The organism is Microbacterium sorbitolivorans, from assembly GCF_003327285.1.
Classification (GTDB): domain Bacteria; phylum Actinomycetota; class Actinomycetes; order Actinomycetales; family Microbacteriaceae; genus Microbacterium; species Microbacterium sorbitolivorans.
Genome location: NZ_KZ848475.1, coordinates 276,979 through 299,863 on the forward strand (window position 1 = coordinate 276,979; position 22,885 = coordinate 299,863).

The 22,885-nt window shown below is 70.6% G+C and carries 18 protein-coding genes; 6 read left to right on the forward strand and 12 right to left on the reverse strand.

The window, feature by feature from the left end; genetic code table 11:
* Window positions 1-300: 300 nt before the first annotated feature.
* Window positions 301-1,764, forward strand: coding sequence for a DEAD/DEAH box helicase (locus DTO57_RS10225; protein ID WP_114118131.1), 1,464 nt, complete (start codon window positions 301-303; stop codon window positions 1,762-1,764).
* 166 nt (window positions 1,765-1,930) lie between these two features.
* Here the strand turns inward: DTO57_RS10225 and DTO57_RS10230 are convergent, their stop codons facing one another.
* From DTO57_RS10230 to DTO57_RS10245, 4 genes are all read right to left on the reverse strand, one after another.
* The gene (locus tag DTO57_RS10230; RefSeq protein ID WP_114118132.1) at window positions 1,931-3,304 is read right to left on the reverse strand and encodes a ferredoxin--NADP reductase domain-containing protein; all 1,374 of its coding nucleotides are present in this window, start codon (window positions 3,302-3,304) and stop codon (window positions 1,931-1,933) included.
* A gap of 27 nt (window positions 3,305-3,331) precedes the next feature.
* Window positions 3,332-4,393 (reverse strand): polyprenyl synthetase family protein, encoded by a 1,062-nt coding sequence (locus DTO57_RS10235; protein WP_114118133.1) that lies wholly within the window; start codon window positions 4,391-4,393, stop codon window positions 3,332-3,334.
* Entirely contained in the window at window positions 4,390-5,115 is a 726-nt protein-coding gene (ubiE, locus tag DTO57_RS10240; protein ID WP_114118134.1) for a bifunctional demethylmenaquinone methyltransferase/2-methoxy-6-polyprenyl-1,4-benzoquinol methylase UbiE, read from the reverse strand. The genes DTO57_RS10235 and ubiE overlap by 4 nt, the downstream gene beginning before the upstream one ends.
* Window positions 5,116-5,365: 250 nt before the next feature.
* Window positions 5,366-6,625 carry an isochorismate synthase gene (locus DTO57_RS10245; RefSeq protein WP_114118367.1) on the reverse strand — a complete coding sequence of 420 codons (1,260 nt, stop codon included), beginning with the start codon at window positions 6,623-6,625 and terminating at the stop codon, window positions 5,366-5,368.
* 64 nt (window positions 6,626-6,689) lie between these two features.
* On the opposite strand from DTO57_RS10245, the gene DTO57_RS10250 reads away from it, so the two are divergent.
* The gene (locus DTO57_RS10250) at window positions 6,690-7,244 is read left to right on the forward strand and encodes a DUF402 domain-containing protein (protein ID WP_114118135.1); all 555 of its coding nucleotides are present in this window, start codon (window positions 6,690-6,692) and stop codon (window positions 7,242-7,244) included.
* Window positions 7,245-7,392: 148 nt separating this feature from the next.
* Here DTO57_RS10250 and DTO57_RS10255 read toward each other — a convergent pair whose 3' ends face one another.
* From DTO57_RS10255 to DTO57_RS10270, 4 genes are all read right to left on the reverse strand, one after another.
* Window positions 7,393-8,505, reverse strand: coding sequence for a glycerate kinase (locus DTO57_RS10255; RefSeq protein WP_114118136.1), 1,113 nt, complete (start codon window positions 8,503-8,505; stop codon window positions 7,393-7,395).
* Window positions 8,506-8,666: 161 nt separating this feature from the next.
* Window positions 8,667-10,190, reverse strand: a complete 1,524-nt coding sequence (gene menD, locus DTO57_RS10260) for a 2-succinyl-5-enolpyruvyl-6-hydroxy-3-cyclohexene-1-carboxylic-acid synthase (protein WP_114118137.1) — start codon at window positions 10,188-10,190, stop codon at window positions 8,667-8,669.
* Window positions 10,177-10,548, reverse strand: coding sequence for a PLD nuclease N-terminal domain-containing protein (locus tag DTO57_RS10265; protein ID WP_114118138.1), 372 nt, complete (start codon window positions 10,546-10,548; stop codon window positions 10,177-10,179). The genes menD and DTO57_RS10265 overlap by 14 nt, the downstream gene beginning before the upstream one ends.
* Window positions 10,549-10,578: 30 nt before the next feature.
* Window positions 10,579-11,367 (reverse strand): GntR family transcriptional regulator, encoded by a 789-nt coding sequence (locus tag DTO57_RS10270; protein ID WP_114118139.1) that lies wholly within the window; start codon window positions 11,365-11,367, stop codon window positions 10,579-10,581.
* 75 nt (window positions 11,368-11,442) lie between these two features.
* On the opposite strand from DTO57_RS10270, the gene DTO57_RS10275 reads away from it, so the two are divergent.
* Entirely contained in the window at window positions 11,443-11,727 is a 285-nt protein-coding gene (locus DTO57_RS10275; RefSeq protein WP_162785737.1) for a DUF4229 domain-containing protein, read from the forward strand.
* Window positions 11,728-11,825: 98 nt separating this feature from the next.
* Here the strand turns inward: DTO57_RS10275 and DTO57_RS10280 are convergent, their stop codons facing one another.
* The 3 genes from DTO57_RS10280 to DTO57_RS10290 form a co-directional block, all read right to left on the reverse strand.
* Complete coding sequence (locus DTO57_RS10280; RefSeq protein ID WP_114118141.1) at window positions 11,826-12,776, reverse strand: 1,4-dihydroxy-2-naphthoate polyprenyltransferase; 951 nt, start codon at window positions 12,774-12,776, stop codon at window positions 11,826-11,828.
* Between the two features lie 119 nt (window positions 12,777-12,895).
* Window positions 12,896-14,014 carry an AMP-binding protein gene (locus DTO57_RS10285; RefSeq protein ID WP_114118142.1) on the reverse strand — a complete coding sequence of 373 codons (1,119 nt, stop codon included), beginning with the start codon at window positions 14,012-14,014 and terminating at the stop codon, window positions 12,896-12,898.
* A 114-nt stretch (window positions 14,015-14,128) separates the two neighbouring features.
* Window positions 14,129-15,037: a 1,4-dihydroxy-2-naphthoyl-CoA synthase gene (locus tag DTO57_RS10290; protein WP_114118143.1), complete on the reverse strand. Its 909-nt coding sequence runs from the start codon at window positions 15,035-15,037 to the stop codon at window positions 14,129-14,131.
* 155 nt (window positions 15,038-15,192) lie between these two features.
* On the opposite strand from DTO57_RS10290, the gene DTO57_RS10295 reads away from it, so the two are divergent.
* Complete coding sequence (locus tag DTO57_RS10295) at window positions 15,193-16,179, forward strand: o-succinylbenzoate synthase (protein WP_114118144.1); 987 nt, start codon at window positions 15,193-15,195, stop codon at window positions 16,177-16,179.
* 104 nt (window positions 16,180-16,283) lie between these two features.
* Here the strand turns inward: DTO57_RS10295 and DTO57_RS10300 are convergent, their stop codons facing one another.
* The gene (locus tag DTO57_RS10300; RefSeq protein WP_114118145.1) at window positions 16,284-16,907 is read right to left on the reverse strand and encodes a TetR/AcrR family transcriptional regulator; all 624 of its coding nucleotides are present in this window, start codon (window positions 16,905-16,907) and stop codon (window positions 16,284-16,286) included.
* A 69-nt stretch (window positions 16,908-16,976) separates the two neighbouring features.
* Between DTO57_RS10300 and DTO57_RS10305 the strand changes: the two genes are divergently transcribed.
* A complete protein-coding gene (locus DTO57_RS10305; protein ID WP_114118146.1) occupies window positions 16,977-19,673 on the forward strand; it encodes an MMPL family transporter in 2,697 nt (898 codons plus the stop codon).
* Entirely contained in the window at window positions 19,670-22,810 is a 3,141-nt protein-coding gene (locus DTO57_RS10310; protein WP_114118147.1) for a YhgE/Pip family protein, read from the forward strand. Before DTO57_RS10305 ends, DTO57_RS10310 begins: the two co-directional genes overlap by 4 nt.
* Window positions 22,811-22,885 lie beyond the last annotated feature (75 nt).

Here is a 22,885-nt window from a genome sequence, read left to right on the forward strand (position 1 = left end):
ACAAAGTGGGACACGGTGCGGGGCGTGTCCCAATTAAGGCGGGAATAGCGCCGTCATTCCCGCACAAAGTGGGACACGCTACGAGGCATGTCCCAGTTAAGGAGCGAATAGCTCCCCCATTCCCTCACAAAGTGGGACACGCCCCGCCCGGGGATCCGTTCAGGCAACACCTGTAGTGTGGCGGGGAACGTGATTCGCGTTCGTCGTCGCGGTTTGCTCGAGCTGAAGCTCGCACCGCTCCCCGTGGCGAATCGGATTCGGCATCCGCCGCGTTCGCCCGCTTCTCATAGAGAGACAGCTATGTCTGCTGCCCCGTCATTCGCCGATCTCGGCGTTCCCGCGAACCTCGTCGACGCGCTCGTCGCGATGGATCGTCCGACCCCCTTCCCCATCCAGGCCGCCACCCTGCCGTCCACGCTCGCGGGCATGGACGTTCTCGGCCGCGGTAAGACCGGATCCGGTAAGACGCTCGCATTCGCGATCCCGCTTGTCGCGCGGCTCGCGGGCCTGCGCCGGATCCCCGGCGAGCCCACCGGACTCGTCCTCGCCCCGACGCGCGAGCTCGCGACGCAGATCGCCGCGTCGATCACGCCGCTCGCCAAGGCCGCCGGCCTCAACGTGACGACCGTCTTCGGCGGCGTCTCGCAGCGCCCGCAGGAGCAGGCGTTCCGCGCCGGCGTCGACATCGTCGTGGCCTGCCCGGGTCGCCTCGAAGACCTCATCAGCCAGAAGATCGTGTCGCTCGGTAACGTGCAGATCACCGTTCTCGACGAGGCCGACCACATGGCCGACCTCGGCTTCCTGCCCGGTGTGACCCGCCTGCTGTCGCAGACCCCGACGCAGGGTCAGCGCATGCTGTTCTCGGCAACGCTCGACAACGGCGTGGACAAGATCGCGAAGCGCTTCCTGTCGAACCCGGTCGAGCACTCGATCGACCCGGCCGACTCGCCCGTGCCCGACATGACGCACCACGTCTTCGAGGCCGCCGATCAGGACGCGAAGAAGGACCTCATCAAGCTGCTCGCCTCGGGCACCTCGAAGCGGATCCTCTTCTCGCGCACCAAGCACCAGGCCAAGCGCCTCGCGAAGCAGCTCACCGCGGCGGGCATCCCCGCCGTCGACCTGCAGGGAAACCTGTCGCAGAACGCGCGCGACCGCAACCTCGCGGCGCTGTCGGACGGTAGCGTCCGCGTGCTCGTCGCGACCGACGTCGCCGCCCGCGGCGTGCACGTCGACGGCATCGATCTCGTCGTGCACATGGATCCGCCGGCCGACCACAAGGCCTACCTGCACCGCTCGGGCCGTACCGCCCGCGCTGGCGCGTCGGGCGACGTCGTCACCCTCATGACGCCGGAGCAGCGCCGCGAGGTCAAGGATCTCCTCCGCCGCGCCGGTATCAAGGCGCAGCCGCAGCAGGTCGACGCCTCGAGCGCGGCCGTCATCGAGCTCGTCGGCGAGATCGCCGAGCACGTCGCTCCCCGCCCGGGCGGTCCCGGATCCGGCAACGCCCCCGCGCAGCAGTCGGCCGGCACCTCGAGCGGCGCGAACGCGCAGCGCAAGCGCGCGGCGCGCGAGCAGCGCGAACGCCAGGGCGGATCCCGCGGCGGGCAGCCACGCGGCGGACGCGGTCAGGGCGGTCGCGGATCCGGTTCGGGTGCGGGTTCGCGCTCCGGATCCGGATCGCGCACGAGCCAGGGCGGCGGACGCCCGGCCGGCCAGGGCGGACGCTCAGGCGGCGGCCAGCGCCGCGGAGGCCAGCGCTAATAGCCACGAGGGGCGCGAGAACTCAGGTTCTGGCGCCCCTCCCTGTTTGGGTCGCCATAAATCGTCGCCTCGGGGCACCCGAAGGCGACGATTTATGGCGACCCATTAGTTATGGAGAAGGGCCGCTGCAGGCGATTAACCTGCAGCGGCCCTTCCTGACGACGGGTTACTCGCCGCGCGAGATCTTCACCATCTCGTCGCGCGGGACGACCTTGATGCGGGCGCGACCCTCGGGCTCGCCGAGCGCGATCTCGTGCTCGTCGAGGCGGTGCCAACCATCGAGGTCGGTCCACTTGACGTCGCGCGAGGCGAGCAGGGCGGGGATGGCGTCCTCCGACGGATCCTCCGGCTGCCACCACGATGCCTGGTCGTTGACGAGGTGCGTGACGGTCTCCATCGCGTCGGACTTCGTGTGGCCGATGAGGCCGACGGGGCCGCGCTTGATCCAGCCGGTCGCGTAGACGCCGGGGAGGATGTCGTTCGAGTCCTCCGCGAGCACCTGGCCCTCGTGATTCGGGATCACGCCGTGGCGGTGGTCGAACGGAACGCCCGGCAGCGGGGATCCGAAGTAGCCGACCGCGCGGTACAGCTGCGACAGCGGCTGCTCGCGCAGCTCGCCCGTGCCCACGACGCCGCCAGCGCCGTCGGCCTTCGTGCGCTCGTACACGAGCGCCGTGACGTTGCCCTCGTCGTCGGTCTTGACCTCGACGGGCTTCGCCCAGAAGTGCAGGTGCAGGCGACGCGACGCGGTACCGCCGGCGTTGTTGACGCTCGGCAGCTCGCGCCACTTCTGCAGCACGCGGTCGATGACCTTGACCTGCTTGTTCGACGCGATCGCCTCGAGCGACGCCTCGTCGTACTCGAAGTCTTCGTCGTACACGACCATGTCGACGTCGTTCAGCTCACCGAGCTCGCGCAGCTCGAGCGGCGTGAACTTGACCTGGGCCGGTCCGCGGCGCCCGAAGACGTGCACGTCGGTGACGGGCGAGTTCTTCAGCACCTGGTAGACGTTGTCCGGGATCTCGGTGGGCAGCAGGTCGTCGGCGTGCTTCGCGAGCATGCGGGCGGCGTCGAGCGCCACGTTGCCGTTGCCGAGCATGCCGACGTGCTGGCCCTCGATCGTCCACGTGCGCGCCACGTCGGGGTGCCCGTCGAACCAGCTGACGAAATCGGCCGCTCCGAAGGATCCCTTCGCGTCGATGCCCGGGATGTCGAGCGACGCGTCGCGGATCGCGCCCGTCGAGAAGATCACGGCGTTGTAGTGCTTCTTCAGGTCATCGAGCGTGATGTCCTCGCCGAACTTCACGTTGCCGAAGATACGGATGTCGCCGCGGTCGAGCACGTCGCGCAGCGCGTTCACGACGCCCTTGATGCGCGGGTGATCCGGCGCCACGCCATAACGCACGAGACCATACGGCGCCGGAAGGTGCTCGAACAGGTCGATCGACACGTCGAAGCTGCGCTCGGTGCGCAGCAGGATGTCGGCGGCGTAGATTCCGGCGGGGCCGGCGCCAACGATGGCAAGGCGGAGCTTTGTCATATCGCGGATCCTTCTGGTACGGGTGGGTCAGGCGTCGCGGTCGGCGAGCTGACGAGCAAATCGGGTGAGCGCCTCGCGAACGTTGCCGCGCGGGAGCACCTTGAGCGCGTCGACGGCCTCGTTCGTCCAGTCGAGCGCGAGCTGCTGCGTGCGCGCCGTGACGTCGTGGTCGCGGAGCTCGGTGATCTCGCGATCGAGAACCGACGGATCCGCGCCCTGGCGGATCGCCTCGGCGCCCTCGTCGATGCGGCGTGCGAGATCGACGTCGGCGGGCTTGTCGCTCGCCTTCAGGAGCAGGTACGGCATCGTCACGACGCCGGCGCGCAGGTCGGTGCCGGGCACCTTGCCGGTCGCCTCGGCGTTCGCCGACAGGTCGATGACGTCGTCGGCGAGCTGGAAGGCGACGCCCACCTTCTCGCCGTAGACGCGCAGCGGCTCGCGGTACTCGTCGCCCGCTCCCGCGAAGAACGCGCCGGACTGCGCGGCTGCCGCGATCAAGGATCCGGTCTTGTCGGCGAGCACCTGGATGTAGAACTCGATCGGGTCGTCGTCTTCGCCCGCTCCGACAGTCTCGTGGAGCTGGCCCATCACGAGGCGCTCGAAGGTCTCCGACTGCAGGTCGACCGCGACGTCGCCGTGGCGGCCCATGACGCGGCTTGCGCGGGCGAGAAGCAGGTCGCCCGTGAGGATCGCGGTGGAGTTATCCCACACCCGGTGCGCGGCGGGAACCCCGCGGCGACGGTCGGCGCCGTCCATGACGTCGTCGTGGTACAGCGACCCGAGGTGCATCAGCTCGAGCGCGACGGCCACATCGCGCACCGCCGGCGTGATTCCCTCACCCAGCTGCGCCGTGAGCATCACGAGCATCGGGCGCACGCGCTTGCCGCCCGCCTCGTAGAGGTAACGGCTCATGGCGTCGACCAACGGATCCGCCGCGCCGAGCTCCTCCGCGATCGCCGCTTCGACGGTCTCGAGGCCCTCTTCGATCGTGGCGGCGAGACGCTTTGCCGCACGCCCAGCGAAAACGCGGTCGCTCAGACCGAAACGGCTCGCCAGCTGCGTGCCCGGGGAAACGGGGCTCGTAGTCACTTCTCCACCCTATCGGCACCGCGTGTAGCACGGTGCAGAGCCACAATTCCGAACGCGAGGTTACGGTATTCGGTCTCAGACCAGCCCGCCTCGCGCATCCATGCCGCCAGCTCCTTCTGGGCCGGCCACGCCTGGATCGACTCGTTCAGGTAGTCGTACGCCTCGCCGTTTGACCCGACGAGCCGCGCGACGCGTGGCAGGATCTCGTTGTTGTAGAAGCGGTAAAGCGCGCGGAAGACGCGGTTCGGCGGCGTCGAGAACTCGTTGATGACGATGCGTCCGCCCGGCTTCGTCACGCGACGCAGCTCTGCGAGCGCGACCTTCGGCTGCTGCACGTTGCGCAGGCCATACGACATCGTGACGGCGTCGAACTCGCCGTCGGCGAAGGGCAGGTTCATCGCGTCGGCCTCGACGAAGCTCAGGCCGCGCACGTTGCCGAAACGCTTCTTGCCCTGCGCCAGCATGCCCGGCGAGAAGTCGGCCGCGACCACCTGGGCGCCGCTCGCGGCGAGCGAGGCCGACGAACGGCAGGTGCCGGCGGCCAGGTCGAGGATCTTCTCCCCCGGCTGCGGATTCACGGCACGAGTCGTCGCGCGACGCCAGACGGCGTCGAGCCCGAACGTCATGGCGATATTCGTAAAGTCATACCGTTCCGCCACGAGGTCGAACATGCCGCTGACAGTCTTCGGATCCTTGGCCAGATCGGCCCGCTGCGAGGTCACCCAACGAGTCTACGCGGGGGATCCTTGAGGGTGCCCCGAACCGGCGCGGATCCGCGGTCCGGATCCGCCCTTCCGCGAGATCGCACTCTTCTCTGCCGCTCCGGTCCGCGAGATCGCACTCTTTTCGCGAGATCGCACTGAATTCGATGCGATCTCGCGAAAAAGGTGCGATCTCGCGGGCGTGGCGGGGCCGCGGGAGTGGGGCGGCGGGCGGGGCCGCGGGGTGTGGGGCCCGCGGGGCCGGCGCGGGCTACGCGAGGGCGTCGACGATGGGGCGGAACTTCACGCGGGTCTCGAGCAACTCGGCCTCGGCCACGGATCCCTCAACGATGCCGCCGCCGGCGTGCGCCTCGACCGTGCGCGTCGCGCCCTGGTCAGGCGCCCCGAACTGGGCGCAGCGCAGCGCGATGGCGAACTCGCCGTCGCCGTTACCGTCGATCCATCCGACAGGGCCCGAGTAGCGCCCGCGGTCGAACGGCTCAATCTCGCGGATCGCCTCGACGGCACGATCCGTCGGGGTTCCCGCCACCGCGGCCGTCGGGTGCAGCGACCGCACGAGGTCGAGGGCCGAGGCCCCGCCGTCGAGCTCGCCGCGCACGTCGGTTGCGAGGTGCCAGAGGTTCGGCAGCTCGAGCGCGAAGGCGTCGCCCGCCTCGAGCGAGGTCGTGTGCGAACGCAGCGCCTCGAGCACGCTGTCGACGGCGAAGCGGTGCTCATTGCGATCCTTCTCGCTCGAGCGCAGCTCGGCCGTGATGGCCTCGTCGTCGCTCGCGTGAGCCCCGCGGCCGCGCGTTCCCGCGAGCACCCGCGCCGACACGACGCCGCCGCGCACGGTGACGAGGGTCTCGGGGCTCGCGCCGACGATCCCGTCGACCGCGAAGGTCCACGTGTCGGTGTATTCCTCGGCGAGCGCGCGCACGAGGCGCCGGATGTCGGCGTTCGCCGGCACCGTGCCGACGACGTCGCGCGCGACGACGATCTTCTGCGCTGCGCCGGATCCGATGATCTCGAGCGCGCGCCGCACCGCGCCCTCGTGCGCTTCCGGATCCATCGCACCGGGGCCGAGCGACGCCGACCACGACGGCCCGAATGCGATCGGGCCGGGCTCGGCGATGTCGTCGGGGCGCTCCATGAGGCGGATCCGCGTCATCCACGCGCGGTCGCCGCGGCGGCCGATGACGGTCGTCGGAATGACGAGCGTCGACGGCGCCGCGGACGTGTCGTCGAAGGCGAGGGCCGCGAAGGCGACGAGACCGGATCCGGGAAGTTCGACCTCGTCGAAGACGTCGGCGGTCTGGCTGAAGGCGCGCCACAGATCGGCGATGGCGGCGATGCGCCCCTCCTCGCCGACGTCGATGTGCAGCAGATCGGGCCCGGCCGCGACGAGGATATCGCCGTTTCGGGTCCAGACGAGCGGGTTCGCGGGATCCGCAAACTCGAGGGCATCGACGGGGCTAATCTCGCGCGTCGTGGCGACGAGGCGCGGCAATGTGAGCGGTTCGGTCACAATAACGATCCTATGGATGGGCACTGTCATTCCGCCTGTGAGGCGTTCAGAGATTTAGGGTCGAGTAATGAGTACCTCGATCCGCCCCGGCACCCGGACGCACATACATTGGCGAAAATGGGACGGCGCACCGCACTGGGTTCACGAAGTCGTGTACCTCGGTCGCGACGAGTGGGGTGCGTGGTTTGGACAGCGCCCCGGTTGGCGCAGCCACCGTCCCGGCCGCGACACGTTGCTCAAGACGAGCTGCGTGATGCTCCTCCCGGATCCCGAACCCGGCAGTGACCACGGCGCCGAATGGCTGCTGACCGTCAACGCGCCGCCGCAGCGCACTCGCATCTACATCGACGTCGCGTGGGACGTGCGATGGGACGATGAGCTGCCGACCGCGATCGACATGGATCTCGACGTCGTGCGGCGTACGGATCAGCGCGGCATCTACATCGACGACGAGGACGAGTGGGACGAACACCGCGTCGAGTACGGGTATCCCCTGCACGTCGTCAACCGCCTCGAGGCCGTGACGCAGGAGCTGAAGCAGAAGGTCACCGACCGCGTCGCCCCGTTCAACGAGGCGACGACCCGCCCCTGGTTCGACGTGCTCGCAGCCCTCGACCTCTGAGGCATGTCCCAGTTCGTGCGGGAATCACGGCGCCATTCCCGCCACAAGTGGGACACGCTACGAAGCATGTCCCAGTTCGTGCGGGAATCACGGGCCCATTCCCACACAAAGTGGGACACGCCTCGACGCGTGTCCCAGTTGGGGCGCTTTAGCGGGCGAGCTGCTCGCCCGCGTCGCGGAGCCAGCGCAGCGGATCCGCGAGCGCCGCGGCCGTGGATCCGGCGAGCTCGGTGAGCGACGCGGAGGCCGCGAAGCCCGACGCGTCGGCCTCGATCGCGCCCGCGACGAGCGCGACGGGAACCCCGGCCGCGCGCGCGAGCTGCGCGACGTGCGCGGGGGCCTTGCCGGCTTCCGACTGTCCGTCGTAGCGGCCCTCGCCCGTGATGACGAGGTCGGCGCCCGCGATGTCGGCGGCGAGGCCGGTAAGCTCGGCGATCGCGGCGGATCCGGGAACGAGATCGGCGCCCCACAGCAGCAGTCCGAATCCGGTGCCGCCCGCGGCGCCCGCGCCCGGTAGCTCGGCGAGCTCGGGGCGCCCGGTCGCGGCGACGAGGCGTCCGAGGCCCGCATCGGCGCGCTGGATCCCGGCCTCGTCGAGCCCCTTCTGGGGTCCGAAGATCGCGGCCGCACCCTTGTCGCCGCGCAGCGGATTCGTCACGTCGCTCAGCACCTGCACGCCACCGGCCGGTAGCGCCTTGAGCGCAGACAGGTCGACGCTCGCGATCTCGTCGAGCCCCGCGGCTCCGGGCGCGATCGAGGCGCCGAAGTCGTTGAAGAACCGCGCGCCAAGGGCGGTGAGCATGCCGGTGCCGCCGTCGGTCGAGGCGCTGGATCCGATGCCCAGCACCAGACGCGAGACGCCGGCATTCAGCGCCGCGGCAATCGCCTGGCCGAAGCCCAGGGTCGACGCGTCGAAGGGGCGGCGCTCGTCGCCCAGCAGCTCGATTCCCGACGTGCTCGCGATCTCGACGACCCCCGTGCCGCCGGGAAGCTCATCGGTCGCGGGTAGCTTCAGCCACGAGGTCGTGACGGCGGATCCGGCGGGCCCGGTGACGCGCACCGCCATGCGCTGCGCGCCCGGAACGGCCTTCTCGAACGCGTCGAGCGTGCCCTCGCCGCCATCGGCCATGGGGCGGAACACGAAGGTGTCGGTGGGCGCGGTGCGTACCCAGCCCTCGGCGATCGCGACGGCGGCGTCGGCGGCGGTCGCGGATCCCTTGAGGCTGTCGGGGGCGAGCACGATGGTGCGGGGCGAGGTCATGGGTCTATCCTGCCGCATCGCGCGGAATACGCTTACCGCGCGGCGCTGGCCGCCGTAGTCCGCCGCGCCCCGCCACAGAACTCGGAGAAATCACGAGGCTCGGACGAATGTGGCGAAAACCTCCGAGTCTCGTGATTTCTCCGAGACTCACGACGAGAGTCCTACCGCCCCAACCGCACCTCGACCACACAGGCCCCACCACGCAGCGCCGCGTCGAGCTCGGCGGCGGTGTCCGCGCGCACATACTCCCACCCATACGCCCCGGCGAGACCCGCGATGTCGGCGTGCTGCGGCGTCAGCTGCACCCGATCCATCGCCTCGCGCGACGCCACCTGCGCCACCTCGAGGCCGTCGAAGATCGTGCCGCCGCCGTCGTTGCCGACGACGATCTGCACGGCAGGCCGCTCCTCGGATCCGGATCGCAGCAGCGCGCCCGCGTCGTAGAGGAACGCGAGGTCGCCCACGATCACGCGCGTCACGCCGTCGTCGGCCGCGAGCTGCACGCCCATGGCGGTCGCGAGGGTGCCGTCGATGCCGGCGAGCCCGCGATTGGCGTGCACGTGCGCGCGCCCCCAGAGCACGTCGTCGGCGACGCGCACAAGGCGGCTGGATCCGAACACGATGCGGTCGCCCTCCCCCGTCGCCCGCCAGACGGCGTCGACGAGCGCGGCTCGCTCCGGATCCACCCCGGCGGGCGCGGGCAGGTCGCGCCAAAGGGCGAGCCACTCCGAGTCCATGGGGATTCCGGTCTCGACGTCGACGTCGCGCACCGCGAGCGTCGATCCGTTGAGGTTCAGTGCCTCGTCGCTCGCCTGGATCGCGATTATCTCGACGTCGTCGCGGCGTAGCAGCCGCGTGATCTCGCGCCCGAGCGTCGGGTGCCCGACGACGACGACGCGCTCGATGCGGCCGCCGAGGTTCGGATCCGCGAGCCCCGCCCGATAACCTCGCACGACGGTCGCGCCGTGGCGGGATCCGCTCACGATCTCCGCGAGCAGCGGCCAGCCGCCGCGCTCCGCGAGGTGCGCGGCGCGCGGGCCCGCGTCGGCGCCCGCGACGACGACGGTGCGCGGCCCGCGCCCCAGCGCGTGCGCGCGCGGCGCGACGGGGTCGCTCGCGATGGGGGCGGATCCGCCGGCCACGAACCACTCGGGAAGCTCGCCCGCGAGCGGCTCGCGGAAGGGCAGGTTGAGGTGCGCGACGGATCCGCCGCGCGCGGCCTCGAAGGCCCGGTCGGCGAGCTCGCCGTAGCCGTGTGCGGCGCCGTCCGGCACGGGGGCGTCGACCGAGAACGGTGCGGCCTCGCCGAAGAGGCCCACCTGGTGGGTCGTCTGATTGGCGCCGACACCGCGCAGCTCGGGTGGGCGATCGGCGGTGAGCAGGATCATCGGAACGCCCGCGTGGTGCGCCTCGAGCGCCGCGGGCAGCAGGTTCGCGACGGCGGATCCGGAGGTGCAGATCACCGCGGCGGGCACGCGCGATTCGCGCCCGATGCCGAGCGCGGTAAAGCCCGCGACGCGCTCGTCGAGCCGCACGTGCAACCGGATCCGCCCCTGCCGTTCGAGCTCGGCGGCCGCGAGCGCGAGCGCCTGCGAACGGGATCCGGGGCTGACGATGACGTGGCGGACGCCGCGCGCGACGAGCCTGTCGAGAATCTCGCAGGCCGCGTCGCTACTTGCGGTCATCGGTATCGGGATCATCGACGTCGGGCTTCTCGGCGTCGGGCATGTTGAACGCCTCCTCCATGTCGAGGAGGGCGATCTCGTCTTCCAGCTTGCGGATCCGGTCTTCGGCCATGCGCTGTTCGAAGCTCGGGTCGTCGTCGGGCGGGATGGGCGCGCCCACCTGCGGGATCTGGCCGGGCTTCGCGCGACCGATCGTCCACCAGAGCAGGCCACCGATCACCGGGATGATCGTGATGAGGATCCAGACCTTCTTCGACGCGCCGCGGTGGCGGGTCGGCGGCTGCATGGCGCAGTCGACGAAACTGACGACCCAGAAAGCCAGGGCGATCAGAACGAGAGGTATCAGAAGGCGTCCCACGACCCCAGTCTAGGCCGCGGCGCTATGCCTCTACTCAACCGGTTCGATGCGCGCGAAGGAGGCCGTCTCGGTGCCGATGGGTGACTCGATCGTCTCGGTCGAGTCGTCGACGCCGGTCAGTCGCGCGATCGCCGCCTCGAACTGGCGCGAGAGCGCGTCGGCCGCAACCTCGCCGTGGCCGGCGACGATCGCGTCGATGAGCTCGCGGTAGGTGTGCGAGACCTCGCGCGGCATCGCGTAGCCGTCCTGCGTCGAGAGGTTCGCGATGCGCGTCTCGGCGAGGAGCGTGTCGATGCGCTTGGACATGCGGGCGCTGCCGACGAGGTCGACGAGCTGGCGGTGGAAGGCGATGTCGGCGTCGCCGATCGGCACTGCCTCGTCCCCCGCGCTCACCGCGACGAGGCGAGCGAGGCAGGCCTCGAGCTCGGCCGTCTCGACGGCGTTCGGGCGCTGCGCCAGGCGGCGCGCGGCGTGGGCCTCGATCGCGAGGCGCGACTCGTAGAGATCCGGAACCTCTTCCGCGGGGATCCGCCGCACGCGCAGGCCGCGACCGGGGATCGACACGAGCAGGCCCTCCTGCACGATGCGCTGCGCGGCCTCGCGGAGCGGGCCGCGGCTCACGCCCAGCTGCGACGCGATCTCGACCTCGCGGAGGGGCTCGCCCACGGCGAGGTCGCCCGCGAGGATGGCCTTGCGGAGCTCAGCGACGATCAAGTCGACGGTGGACATGCGCGATACCGGCACGACCGAACGCGATGCGCCGAAGCGCGAAACCGGGGCGACCTTGTCGCGGCGGCGAAGACCGAGGAGCTCTCTCACCAGTCGATTGTCTCATCCCGCTTGTCGTGTGGACACTGATAGCAGATTCGTAGGAGCGCTCTCTACGATGGGCGGGTGAAGATCCGCTCGCTCCTGACGTACACCATCCTCCGCCTGGCCTTCTTCCTCGTGCCGCTCGGAGTGATGATGCTCTTCCCCGCATTCCGCAATATGTGGTGGCTCGCGGTGATCTTCGCGGCGTTCATCGGCATCGCCCTCTCGGTGCTCTTCCTGCAGAAGACCCGCGCCCAGATGAGCGCGGATCTCTACGAGCGACAGCAGAACCGCAAGACCAAGACGGCCCGCGAGGTCGACGAAGAGATCGAGAACGAGGCGAACGAAGCTGCTCAGGACGAGTAGCGCCGATTCACGTCGCGCAAACGGCGCTTCCCGAGGTCGGGGAAGCGCCGTTTGCGCGACTGGAGCAGGGATGTGCCTCGCTGGCGCCGTTTTCCGTATCAGCCCAGGAATGCCCAGGCGAGGAAGATGCCGTAGACGGGCGAGCTCAGCGAGGTGAGCGCCAGCGCCGTGATGAGTTCGCGCGGAGTCTTGTGGGTCCAGACGATCGCGAGCGCGGGGCCTGCGAGCAACAGCGCGAAGCCCGTGAGCCAGGCGATCGGGTAGAACAGCGCGAGGTAGCCGGCGATCACGAACGGCGCCACGATGAAGATCGTGAAGAGGATCTTCGTGCCGAGGCGACCGATGAAGGTCGACAGCGTGCGCTTGCCGGCCGCCTTGTCCTGATCGATGTCGCGGAGGTTGTTGGCGAGCAGTACGGCGCAGGCGAAGAAGCCCGCCGCGACGGCGCCGAACCAGGCCTCCTGCGGCAGGTAGAGCGCCTGCACCCAGGTCGTGCCGAGGGTCGCGACGAGGCCGAAGAAGATGAAGACGAAGACCTCGCCCAGGGCGTTATAGCCGTAGGGGCGCTTGCCGCCGGTGTAGAACCAGGCCGCGACGATGCAGATTGCGCCGACCGCGAGCATCCACCACTGCCCCGTGCGGATCACGATCGCCAGCCCCGCGATCGCCGCGAGCCCGAAGAACGCGAGCGCGACGTAGAGCACCTGCTTCGCGGGGATCCGTCCCGACGCCGTCAGGCGGGCCGGGCCGACGCGGAAGTCGTCGGTGCCCTTGATGCCGTCGGAGTAGTCGTTCGAGAAGTTCACGCCGATCTGCAGGAACACCGCGACGGCGAGGCACGCCAGCGCGATGACCCAGTGGAACTTGCGGTCTGCGTCGGCCAGCACCGCGGCACCGGATCCGATGAGCACCGGCGTGATCGCGAGCGGCAGCGTGCGCAGCCGCGCCGCGCCGATCCAGTCGCCGAGGGTGACCGGGGAGGCCGCGGGGTGCGCCGTCGTGCCGCGCTTAGCGGGGTTGCCGCTGACGTGTCCATAATTCTTCGCCACGAGCGACCATCGTACGCGGGGGCGCTGTCAGGCCCCCAACTCTGCAATTCTCCGCGGGCTCTGCAATTCTCCGCGGCGTCATCTGCGATTCGCAGATGACCGCGCGGAGAATTGCAGTTTTAGCCTGCCGCGAGGGCCCGGATCGCCCGGCGGTCGGGCTTCCCGCTCGCGAGGCGCGGCAGCTCGGCCACGCGGAGGATGCGATCCGGGCGCGCGGGCTTGCCGATCTCGCGCTCGACGGCGGCGCGCGCGGCCTCGAGGTCTCCGCCCACCGCCGTTACGATCACGGGGGTCTCGCCCCATCGCTCGTGGGGCACGCCCACGACGACAGCGTCGTCGATGAGCTGTTGCACCACGGCCTCGACGCGGTCGAGCGACACGTTCACGCCGCCCGAGATGATCACGTTGTCGATGCGTCCCGTGACGCTCACGACGCGACCCTCGAGGGATCCGGCGTCGCCCGTGCGGTACCAGCGCAGGCCCTCCGCGTCGGTCACGAAGGTGTCGGCCGTGCGTGCCGGGTCGCCGAGGTAGCCGTCGGCGAGGCTCGGCCCGTTGATCCACAGCTCGCCGTCGACGAGCCGCACGGTGGTGCCGTCGAGCGGCACGCCGTCGTAGACGCACCCGCCGCTCGTTTCGGTGGATCCGTAGGTGCGCACGGGGTGCGCGCCGAGCGCGATCGCGCGCTCGCGAAGCGGATCCGCGAGCCGCTGCCCGCCCACGAGGATGGTGTGGAACGACGCGAGCGCCCGCGCAACCCGCGGATCCTGCTCGCCCGCGTCGACGAGCGTCTGCAGCTGCGCGGGCACGAGCGAGGTATATGTCGCAACTGGCATACCTTCGGCGAAGGATCGCATGCCGCTTGCGGCATGCGTGAAGGCCTCGGCCGTGAACTTGCCGGCGACGATCGCGGGCTCGCGCCCCGACACCAGCGCTCGCACCATCACCTGCACCCCGGCGATGTAGCCGCCCGACAGCGGAAGCAGCCACTGGCCCTCGCCGATGCGCGCGGCCGTCGCCATCGCCGACGCCGTCAGCGCCGAGCGCGAGAGCGCGACCGACTTCGGAACGCCGGTGGATCCGCTCGTCGTGAGCACAACGGCCGTGCCCGGCGGGACCTGCGTCGGGAGCTCGCCCGCGGATCCGACGGCGATCGCCGGACCGGATCCGAGCACCGCGCCGCGGAGCGCGCGAAGCAGGTCGCGCGGGTCGTCGCTCTCGAGCCGCTCAAGCCTCATGACTGCGCTCCCTTCCCAACAACTCTGCAATTCTCCGTCGCGTCATCTGCAATTCGCATACGACGCGACGGAGAATTGCAGGGGGCGCGGGGAAGTGAGGAATTACCTCGCGAATTAGAAGTGGTACGGGAAGCCCGACCAGTCGGGGTCGCGCTTCTCGAGGAACGAGTCGCGGCCCTCGACGGCCTCGTCGGTTCCGTAGGCGAGGCGCGTCGTCTCGCCCGCGAACATCTGCAGGCCGACCATGCCGTCGTCCGTCGCGTTGAACGCGTACTTCAGCATGCGGATCGCCGTCGGCGACTTCGTGAGGATCGTGCGCGCCATGGCGATCGCCTCCCGCTCGAGTTCCTCGTGCGCGACGACGCGGTTCACGGCGCCCATGTCGTAGGCGCGCTGCGCCGAGTATTCCTCCGCGAGGAAGAACACCTCGCGCGCAAACTTCTGGCCGATCTGCTTCGCGTAATAGGCGGATCCGTACCCGGCGTCAAACGACCCGACGTCGGCGTCGGTCTGCTTGAACTTGCCGTGCTCGCGCGACGCGATCGTGAGATCGCACACCGCGTGGAGCGAGTGCCCGCCGCCGGCCGCCCACCCCGGAACGACCGCGATGACGACCTTCGGCATGAAACGGATAAGCCGCTGCACCTCGAGGATGTGCAGGCGCCCGGCGCGAGCGGGGTCACTCACGGTCGCCTCGTCTTCGGAGTACTTGTAGCCATCGCGGCCGCGGATCCGCTGGTCACCGCCCGAGCAGAACGCCCAGCCGCCGTCCTTCGGGCTCGGCCCGTTTCCGGTGAGCAACACACAGCCGATCCGCGGATCCGTGCGCGCGATCTCGAGGGCGCGGTACAGCTCATCGACGGTGCGCGGCCGGAAGGCGTTGCGGACCTCGGGTCGGTTGAACGCGATGCGCGCGATGCGCCCGTCGTTCGAGACATGCGAGGTGATGTCGGTGTAGGCGTCGGCCTCGGGCGCGAGCGCCCATTCGGCGGGATCAAACAGGTCGGAAACAGCGGAAGTCACCCCTGAAGCCTACGCCCGGCCCCTGTCACGCACCTCCCCCGTACACAACGACGCAAATATTTGCCTCACGCCGTCGAGACACCGGTTTCCCTCCCCAGGACACCCAAAATTTGCGTCGTTGTGTACGGCGGGGTGGGGAGGGGCATGATGGGAACATGCCGCCGCTCGCTGAGATCCTCGAGAACCTACACGTTGTCGCACTCCCCCTCGCGACGAGGTTCCGGGGCGTCGACCACCGCGAGGCGGCTCTGTTCGAGGGGCCCGAGGGGTGGGCGGAGTTCTCGCCGTTCCTCGAGTACGAGCCCGCCGAGGCCCGCACCTGGCTCGCCGCGGCGATCGACTTCGCCTACGAGCCGCAGCCCACGACGCATCGCACCAGCATCGGCGTCAACGCCACCGTCCCGGCGGTCGACGCCGAGCGCGTGCCGACGATCCTCGCCCGATACGGATCCTGCCGCACCGCAAAGGTGAAGGTCGCCGAGCGCGGCCAGTCGCTCGCCGACGACGTCGCCCGCGTCGCGGCCGTCCGCGCCGCGATGGGCCCCGAGGGCCGGCTCCGCATCGACGCGAACATGGGCTGGAACGTCGACGAGGCGGAACGGGCGCTCCACGCCCTCAGCGAGTTCGACCTCGAGTACGCGGAGCAGCCGTGCGCGAGCGTCGAGGAGCTCGCGGAACTGCGGTCGCGGCTGAAGAAGTGGGACATCCCGATCGCGGCCGACGAGTCGGTGCGGAAGGCGGAGGATCCGCTGCGGGTCGCCCGCGCGGGCGCCGCCGACCTCATCATCGTGAAGGCGCAGCCGCTCGGCGGCGTGCGGCGAGCGCTCGACATCGTGGAACAGGCGGGGCTGCCGGCCGTCGTCTCGTCGGCGATCGACACGAGCATTGGCCTCTCGCAGGGCGCGCACCTCGCGGCCTCCCTGCCGGGCCTCGCCCACGACTGCGGCCTCGGAACCGCGGCGCTCCTGACGGCGGATGTGACGGCGGATCCGCTTCTCCCGCGCGGCGGCGAGATCGACGTCCGCCGGGTGGTCCCGGACGAGGAGCTCCTCGACGAGCACAAGGTCTCCCCCGAGCGCCGCGCGTGGTGGGAGTCGCGGATCACCGCCTGCTACCAGGCTGCACGAACGTACAAGATTTAGCCGAACGACTACGAAATAACGTAGGCGTTCGCGTAATTCCTATACTTTCGCGGGGCGCGGGGCGCGGGGCGCGGCGCGGCCCCGCGGGGCGCCCCGCGGGCGCCCTACCTCACGATCAACAGATCCACGATCTGGCTCAGCTCGCGCGTGCGCTGCGCCGCGAGCTGCTCGGGCTCGAGGTTGGCGATGGCGGCGCGCACCGAGCTGTCACTCCAGACGCCGACGATGATGCGGGCGGCGTCGTCGGCGGGCAGCTTGAGGCGGAGCCCCTTCGCCTCGACGATCTCGTCGATGAGCTGCACGACCTCGGCCGTGACGGCGTCGATCTGCACCGAGTAGGCGGCGGCGAAATCGGCGTCGCGCATCGCGTGGATGGTGATCTCGCTCATGAGCATGGCCGAGGCGCGGTCATCGCCGAAGACGTCGAGCGCGCGGATGATGACGGTGACGTCGGTCGCGTCGCAGTCGATCGCGATCTCGTCGATGCGTGAGCGCACGGCGTCGACGCGCTCACGCGCGACGAGCGTTGCGAGCTCGATGAACATCTCGTCCTTCGAGGCGAAGTTCGAGTAAAAGGCGCCGCGGGTGAAGCCCGCGCGCTCGCAGATGCGCTCGACGGACGCCTCGCCGAGGCCGACCTCGGCGAACACCTCGCCCGCGGCGTCGAGCAGCTTTGCCCGCGTCGCCTCGCGGCCCCGAACCTTGGGGGAAACCTGTGATTCATTCATACCCACCACACCTACGATACACTTCTGTATTGGATACACATCTGTATCGAACTTCTCGGAGGCCCATTCGTGTCTACCCTGCTGTCCTCGCTTGGCCGGTGGTCGTACCGCCACCCCTGGCGCGTCCTCGGCTCATGGCTCCTGATCCTGCTCGTGATGGGCGGTGGGGCCCTCGGCCTCAATAAGGGCTTTGACAACTCCATCTCGATCCCCGGAACCGAGGCGCAAGATGGCCTCGAACAGCTCGCCCGCACCTTCCCCCAGGTCTCCGGCACAGCGGCGCAGTTCATCGTCGTCGCGGCCGACGGCGACAGCGTCGAAGACGCCGACTACCGCGAGCCCATCGAGGCCGCGGTCGACGAGTTCGCCGACTACGAAGACATGTCGAACGCGACCTCGCCCTACGGCGACACGGTCGACGGCCTGATCTCCGACGACGACAGCGCGGCGATCGTGCAGCTCCAGCTAGACGGCCAGTCGACGACGATCAGCGACGAGGTGAAAGACGCAATCACCGACCGCGTCCACGCCCTTGCCGACGAGCTGCCCGATGGATCCGTCGTCAAGCTCGGCGGCGATCTGTACGCCACCGAGCTCCCCGCGATCAGCCCGACCGAGGCCGTCGGCGTGCTCATCGCGCTGCTAGTGCTCATCGTCACCTTCCGCTCGTTCGTCATGGCGGGCCTCCCCCTCGCCGTCGCCCTGATCGGCGTTGGTGTCTCGCTCCTCGGCGTCGTCGCCGCGACCGCGTTCACCGATGTCTCGGCCACGACGCCCCTCCTCGCTCTGATGCTCGGCCTTGCCGTCGGCATCGACTACGCCCTCTTCATCGCGGCGCGCCACCAAGACCAGGTGCGCGCGGGTGTGGATCCGGAAGACGCGGCCGCGCGAGCGACCGGCACCGCCGGATCCGCCGTCGTCTTCGCGGGCGTGACGGTGCTGATCGCGCTCATCGGTCTGGGGCTCGCGGGGATCCCGTTCCTCACCGTCATGGGCATCGCGGCCGCCGTCGCGGTGGCCGTCGCGGTGGCGATCGCGCTGACGCTCACGCCCGCATTCCTCGGCTTCGCGAAGAACCGCGCCGCGGGCCGCGTACCCAAGGTGAAGAAGCAGAAGAAGTCGTTCGCCAGCCGCTGGGTCGGCATGGTCACGAAGCACCCCGTCGTCACGACGGTGTCGATCGTCGTCGGCCTCTCGGCCGTCGCCCTCCCCGCGCTGCAGCTCGGCCTCGCGTTGCCGAACGCCGGAACCCTGCCGGAGGAGACCGAGGCCCGCCAGGCATACGACCTCACGGGCGAGCACTTCGGCGACGGCTTCAACGGCCCGCTCATCCTCACCGGAACCATCATCACGAGCACCGACCCACTCGCCCTCATGGACGACCTCGCCGCCGAGGTCGAGAAGATCGACGGCGTGAAGACCGTCGCGCTCGCGACCCCGAACGAGACCGCCGACACCGGCATCGTCCAGATCATTCCGGAGACCGGCCCCTCGGATCCAGAGACGACCGCCCTCGTCCACGAGCTGCGCGACCACCACGACGAGTGGCTCGACGAGTTCGGCATCGACCTGACGGTCACGGGCTTCACGGCCGTCGCGATCGACGTGTCGGCGAAGCTCGGCCAGGCGCTCCTGCCGTTCGGCATCTTCGTCGTCGGCCTCAGCGTGATCCTGCTCATGGTCGTCTTCCGCTCGGTCTGGGTGCCGATCAAGGCCGCCCTCGGCTACCTGCTGTCGATCCTCGCCGCGTTCGGCGTCGTCACGATGGTGTTCGAGTGGGGCTGGGGCGCCGATCTCCTCAACGTTCCGAAGACCGGCCCCGTCATCGCCTTCATGCCGATCGTGGTCATGGGCGTGCTCTTCGGCCTCGCAATGGACTACGAGGTGTTCCTCGTCTCGCGCATGCGCGAGGACTTCGTGCACGCCCGGTCGAATACGCACGACGCCGCCCGCGACGCGGTCAGAAGCGGATACGCCGCGAGCGCCCGCGTCGTCACCGCCGCCGCCGTCATCATGTTCGCCGTGTTCGCGGCCTTCGTGCCCGAGGGCGATAGCAGCATCAAGCCCATCGCCCTGGCCCTCGCGGTCGGCATCGCGGTCGACGCCTTCGTCGTGCGCATGACGCTCGTCCCCGCGGTCATGGCCCTCCTCGGCAAGCACGCCTGGTGGATGCCCAAGTGGCTCGACCGGATCCTCCCCCGCTTCGACGTCGAGGGCGAGGCCGTCGAGCGCGAAGACAAGCTCGCCGACTGGCCGGACGCCGGATCCACCGCCGTCATCTCGGCGGAGGACCTCGCGATCTCGATCGACGAGGAGCGGATCGTCGAGGGCGTCTCCGCCTCCGTCGAGCCGGGCGGCGCCCTCGTGATCACGTCGTCGGATCCGCGCGCCGCCCGAGGCGTGCTGCTCGCGATCGCTGGTCGGATCGCCCCCGACGAGGGCAGCCGGCTGCGCGTCGCGGGGCACCTGCTCCCCGGCCGCGGAGCGTGGGTGCGCAGCCACGTCGGCGTCGCTATGCTCGCGAGCGAACCGGATCCGCTGCCCGCGATCCGCGAGGCCGCCCGCGGATCCGACATCGTCGCGATCGACGGCGCCGATCTCCTCCCCCGGTCGCTCGCCGACCAGGCCGCCGCCGAGCTCGCGGGTCCGTCGACGCTCGTGCTCGCGGCCGCGGACGCCGACGCCGCCGCAACGCTCGCCCGCGACGCGGGCCGCACCGACATCACGATTCTCGATCTCGCACAGCTCTCCGAGGTGATCGCATGACCACGTCCATCGAACGCGCCGGCACCCGCCGCCCCGTCACCTGGCTGACCATCGGCGGCGTCGCGCTGCTCCCCGCCCTCCTCGGCGGGGTGCTCGTCGCGGCGCTCAACAACCCGACCGACCGGCTCGAAAACATGTCGGCCGCCATCGTCAACCTCGACGAGGGCACCGAGATCGACGGGCAGCTCGCGCCGCTCGGCCGCCAGCTCGCGGCGGGTCTCGTCGAGGGATCCGACGACGCCGATAGCAACATCGATTGGGTCCTCTCGAACGAGGACGACGCATCGGAAGGCATCGACGACGGCACCTACGAGGCCGTCATCACGATCCCCAAGGGATTCAGCGACGCCGCGATGAGCTCGGCGAACGCGATCCAGGGCGACGCGACGCCCGAGCAGGCGACGATCCAGGTCTCGACATCCGACGACGCGCGCATCTTCGATCAGGCGATCATGCAGCAGATCTCGTCGATCGCGTCCGACACCATGAGCGCGACGCTCTCGGAGGCGACGCTCGAGAACGTGTTCGTCAGCTTCACCGACCTCGGCACCCAGCTGGGCGACGCGGCCGACGGCGCGAACCAGCTCGCCGACGGCGCTGGATCCGCGCAGGACGGCGCCGCGTCGCTCGCCGACGGCGCGACCGCGCTCGGCGACGGCGCGGGCGAGCTCGGCGACGGGATCCTGCAGCTCGCGTCGGGTGCGTACAGCGCGCACGACGGCGCGCTGCTGCTCGCCGACGGAAACGGCCAGCTCGCCGACGGCGCGTCCGCGCTCTCGGACGGCGCGCTGGCCCTGGCCGACGGCGCCACGACGCTCTCGAGCGGGCTCGGCGAATTCGCCGGCGGCGTCACGCAGCTCTCGGACGGCGCGACCCAGCTCTCGGACGGCGTCTCGCAGCTCGCCCCCGGATCCGCGTCGCTCGCCGACGGGGCCTCGCAGGTTTCCGACGGCGTCACCGCGCTGGCCTCGGGGGCCTCGGACCTCGCGGACGGCGCCTCGCAGCTGAACGACGGGGTCACCCCACTCGTCGACGGCACCTCGTCGCTCGCCGACGGCGCGACCCAGGTTTCCGATGGCCTCGTTGCGCTGAGCGGCGGCGCGAACGACCTCGCCGACGGCACCTCGGCCCTGGCCGAGGGGGCCGCTCCCCTCGCAGACGGCGCCGCGCAGGTCTCGACCGGCGCCACCGACCTCGCGGGCGGCGCCTCTCAGCTGTCGAGCGGCGCGACCGACCTCGCCGACGGCATCACCCAGTTCACCGACGGCACCGCCTCGCTCTCCGACGGCGCCTCGCAGCTCGCCGACGGCCTCGACCAGCTCGTTCCCGGCGCCTCGCAGCTCGCCGACGGCGCGAACGCGCTGTCGTCCGGCGCGTCCGGCCTGCAGGACGGCGCCTCGCAGCTTGCGGCGGGCACCGGATCCGTCGCCGACGGCCTCGACCAGCTCACGGGCCTCGTGTCGGGAACCTCGCAGCTCGCCGACGCGCTCGAGGCGTATGCGGCGACATGCTCGGCGGATTGCGACCAGATCGCGGCGCTCGCGGCCGCGGCGCGCCAGAACGCCGACGGTGCGGCGGGCATCACGCCCCTCGCCGACGGCGCGCGTCAGGCGGCGAACGGCGCGGCCTCGCTCTCGGGCGGGATCGCCGACCTCGTCCCTGGCGCCACCAGCCTCGCCGACGGAGCGAACCAGCTCTCGGGCGGCCTCGGCCAGCTGGCTCCGGGCGCCCGCGACCTCGCCGACGGATCCGCGACCCTCGCCGGTAGCGTCGGCCCGCTCGCCGACGGCGCTTCCTCGCTGGCCGACGGCGCCTCTTCGCTGGCCGACGGTGCGTCGTCGCTGTCGGATGGCGCATCTTCGTTGTCGGACGGCGCCACCCAGCTGACGGGCGGCCTCGACCAGCTCGTCACCGGATCCGCCGCCCTCGCCGACGGCATCAGCCCGCTGACCGACGGCGCGAAGCAGGTCGCAGACGGCGCGACCGACCTCGCCGACGGCGCCGCGGAGCTGGCGCCGGGCGTCTCGGCGCTGAGCGACGGCGCGACCCAGCTCTCCGACGGACTCGCGCAGCTCAAGCCCGGTGCATCGCAGCTCGCCGACGGATCCACGGCCCTCGCCGACGGCATCTCGCAGCTGTCACCTGGAGCATCTCAGCTCGCGGACGGCGCCGGCCAGCTCGCCGACAACGCCCCGGCCCTCGTGAACGGCGCGACGCAGCTCGCGGCCGGAGCGACCGAGCTCGGCGGCGGCGCGTCCCAGCTCGCCGACGGCGCCTCGCAGGCTCTCGTCGGCACCTACTCGCTCGCCGACGGCATCGAGCAGCTGGCCGACGGCGCGACCGCCGCGGGCACCGGATCCGCCGCCCTCGTCGACGGCGCCACGCAGCTCGCCGACGGAGCCGACGACCTCGGCGACGGCATCGGCCAGCTCGGCGACGGCGCGACGGAACTCGGCGACGGTCTCGGAACCGCCGTCGATCAGCTGCCGAGCTTCACCGACGACGAGGCGACCTCGCTCGCCGCGACGGTGCGCGCGCCGGTCGCGACCGAGAACTCGCTGTCGCTGTTCGGCGACTCGGCGATCCCGCTGCTCGCGGCGATCGTGCTGTGGTTCGGCGGACTCGCGACCTTCCTCGCGCTGCGCCCCGTCACCGCGCACGCGCTCACGTCGCGCCGCTCATCGGTCGCGCTCGCGCTGCGCTCGTTCCTTCCGGGTGGGCTCATCGGGCTCGTACAGGGCGTGCTCGTCGGCGGGATCCTTGTGTGGGTCGGCGCCTACTCCTCTGGATCTTCGCTCGCGCTCATCGGCATCTCGGCCCTCGTCGGCGTCGCGTTCGCGGCGATCCACCAGGCCCTCGCCGCCGTGCTGGGCGGGATCGGACGCTGGCTCGCGGCCATTGCGGGTGCCCTCGCGGTCGCCGTCAGCATCATCTCGACGGCGCCGGCCTACCTCGTGTCGGCGGCGGGAGTCCTCCCGACGGCCCCCGCGATCTCGGCCCTGCTTGCCCCGATCACGGGCGGCAGCGCGGCTTCCTCGGTCGCCGCGCTCATCGTCTGGGCCGTGCTGGCGGTCATGATCACGGTGATCGCCACGACCCTCCGCCGCACGACCAGCGCGAAGGCCGCCCTGGCGTAGGCCTACGGTGAGGGCCCTCCCTCGCGGGAGGGCCCTCGTCGTTCCCGTTTGAATATCTGCTCTTCCCTCGGCGAG

Bases quoted from the DNA above. Each gene is read 5' to 3' on its own strand.
- DTO57_RS10295 (WP_114118144.1), top strand. From the start codon at position 15,193: ATGCCGCCGCTCGCTGAGATCCTCGAGAACCTACACGTTGTCGCACTC.
- DTO57_RS10255 (WP_114118136.1), bottom strand. From the start codon at position 8,505: ATGACCTCGCCCCGCACCATCGTGCTCGCCCCCGACAGCCTCAAGGGA.
- DTO57_RS10225 (WP_114118131.1), top strand. From the start codon at position 301: ATGTCTGCTGCCCCGTCATTCGCCGATCTCGGCGTTCCCGCGAACCTC.
- menD (WP_114118137.1), bottom strand. From the start codon at position 10,190: ATGACCGCAAGTAGCGACGCGGCCTGCGAGATTCTCGACAGGCTCGTC.
- DTO57_RS10285 (WP_114118142.1), bottom strand. From the start codon at position 14,014: ATGAGGCTTGAGCGGCTCGAGAGCGACGACCCGCGCGACCTGCTTCGC.
- DTO57_RS10230 (WP_114118132.1), bottom strand. From the start codon at position 3,304: ATGACAAAGCTCCGCCTTGCCATCGTTGGCGCCGGCCCCGCCGGAATC.
- DTO57_RS10300 (WP_114118145.1), bottom strand. From the start codon at position 16,907: ATGAATGAATCACAGGTTTCCCCCAAGGTTCGGGGCCGCGAGGCGACG.
- DTO57_RS10310 (WP_114118147.1), top strand. From the start codon at position 19,670: ATGACCACGTCCATCGAACGCGCCGGCACCCGCCGCCCCGTCACCTGG.
- DTO57_RS10250 (WP_114118135.1), top strand. From the start codon at position 6,690: ATGAGTACCTCGATCCGCCCCGGCACCCGGACGCACATACATTGGCGA.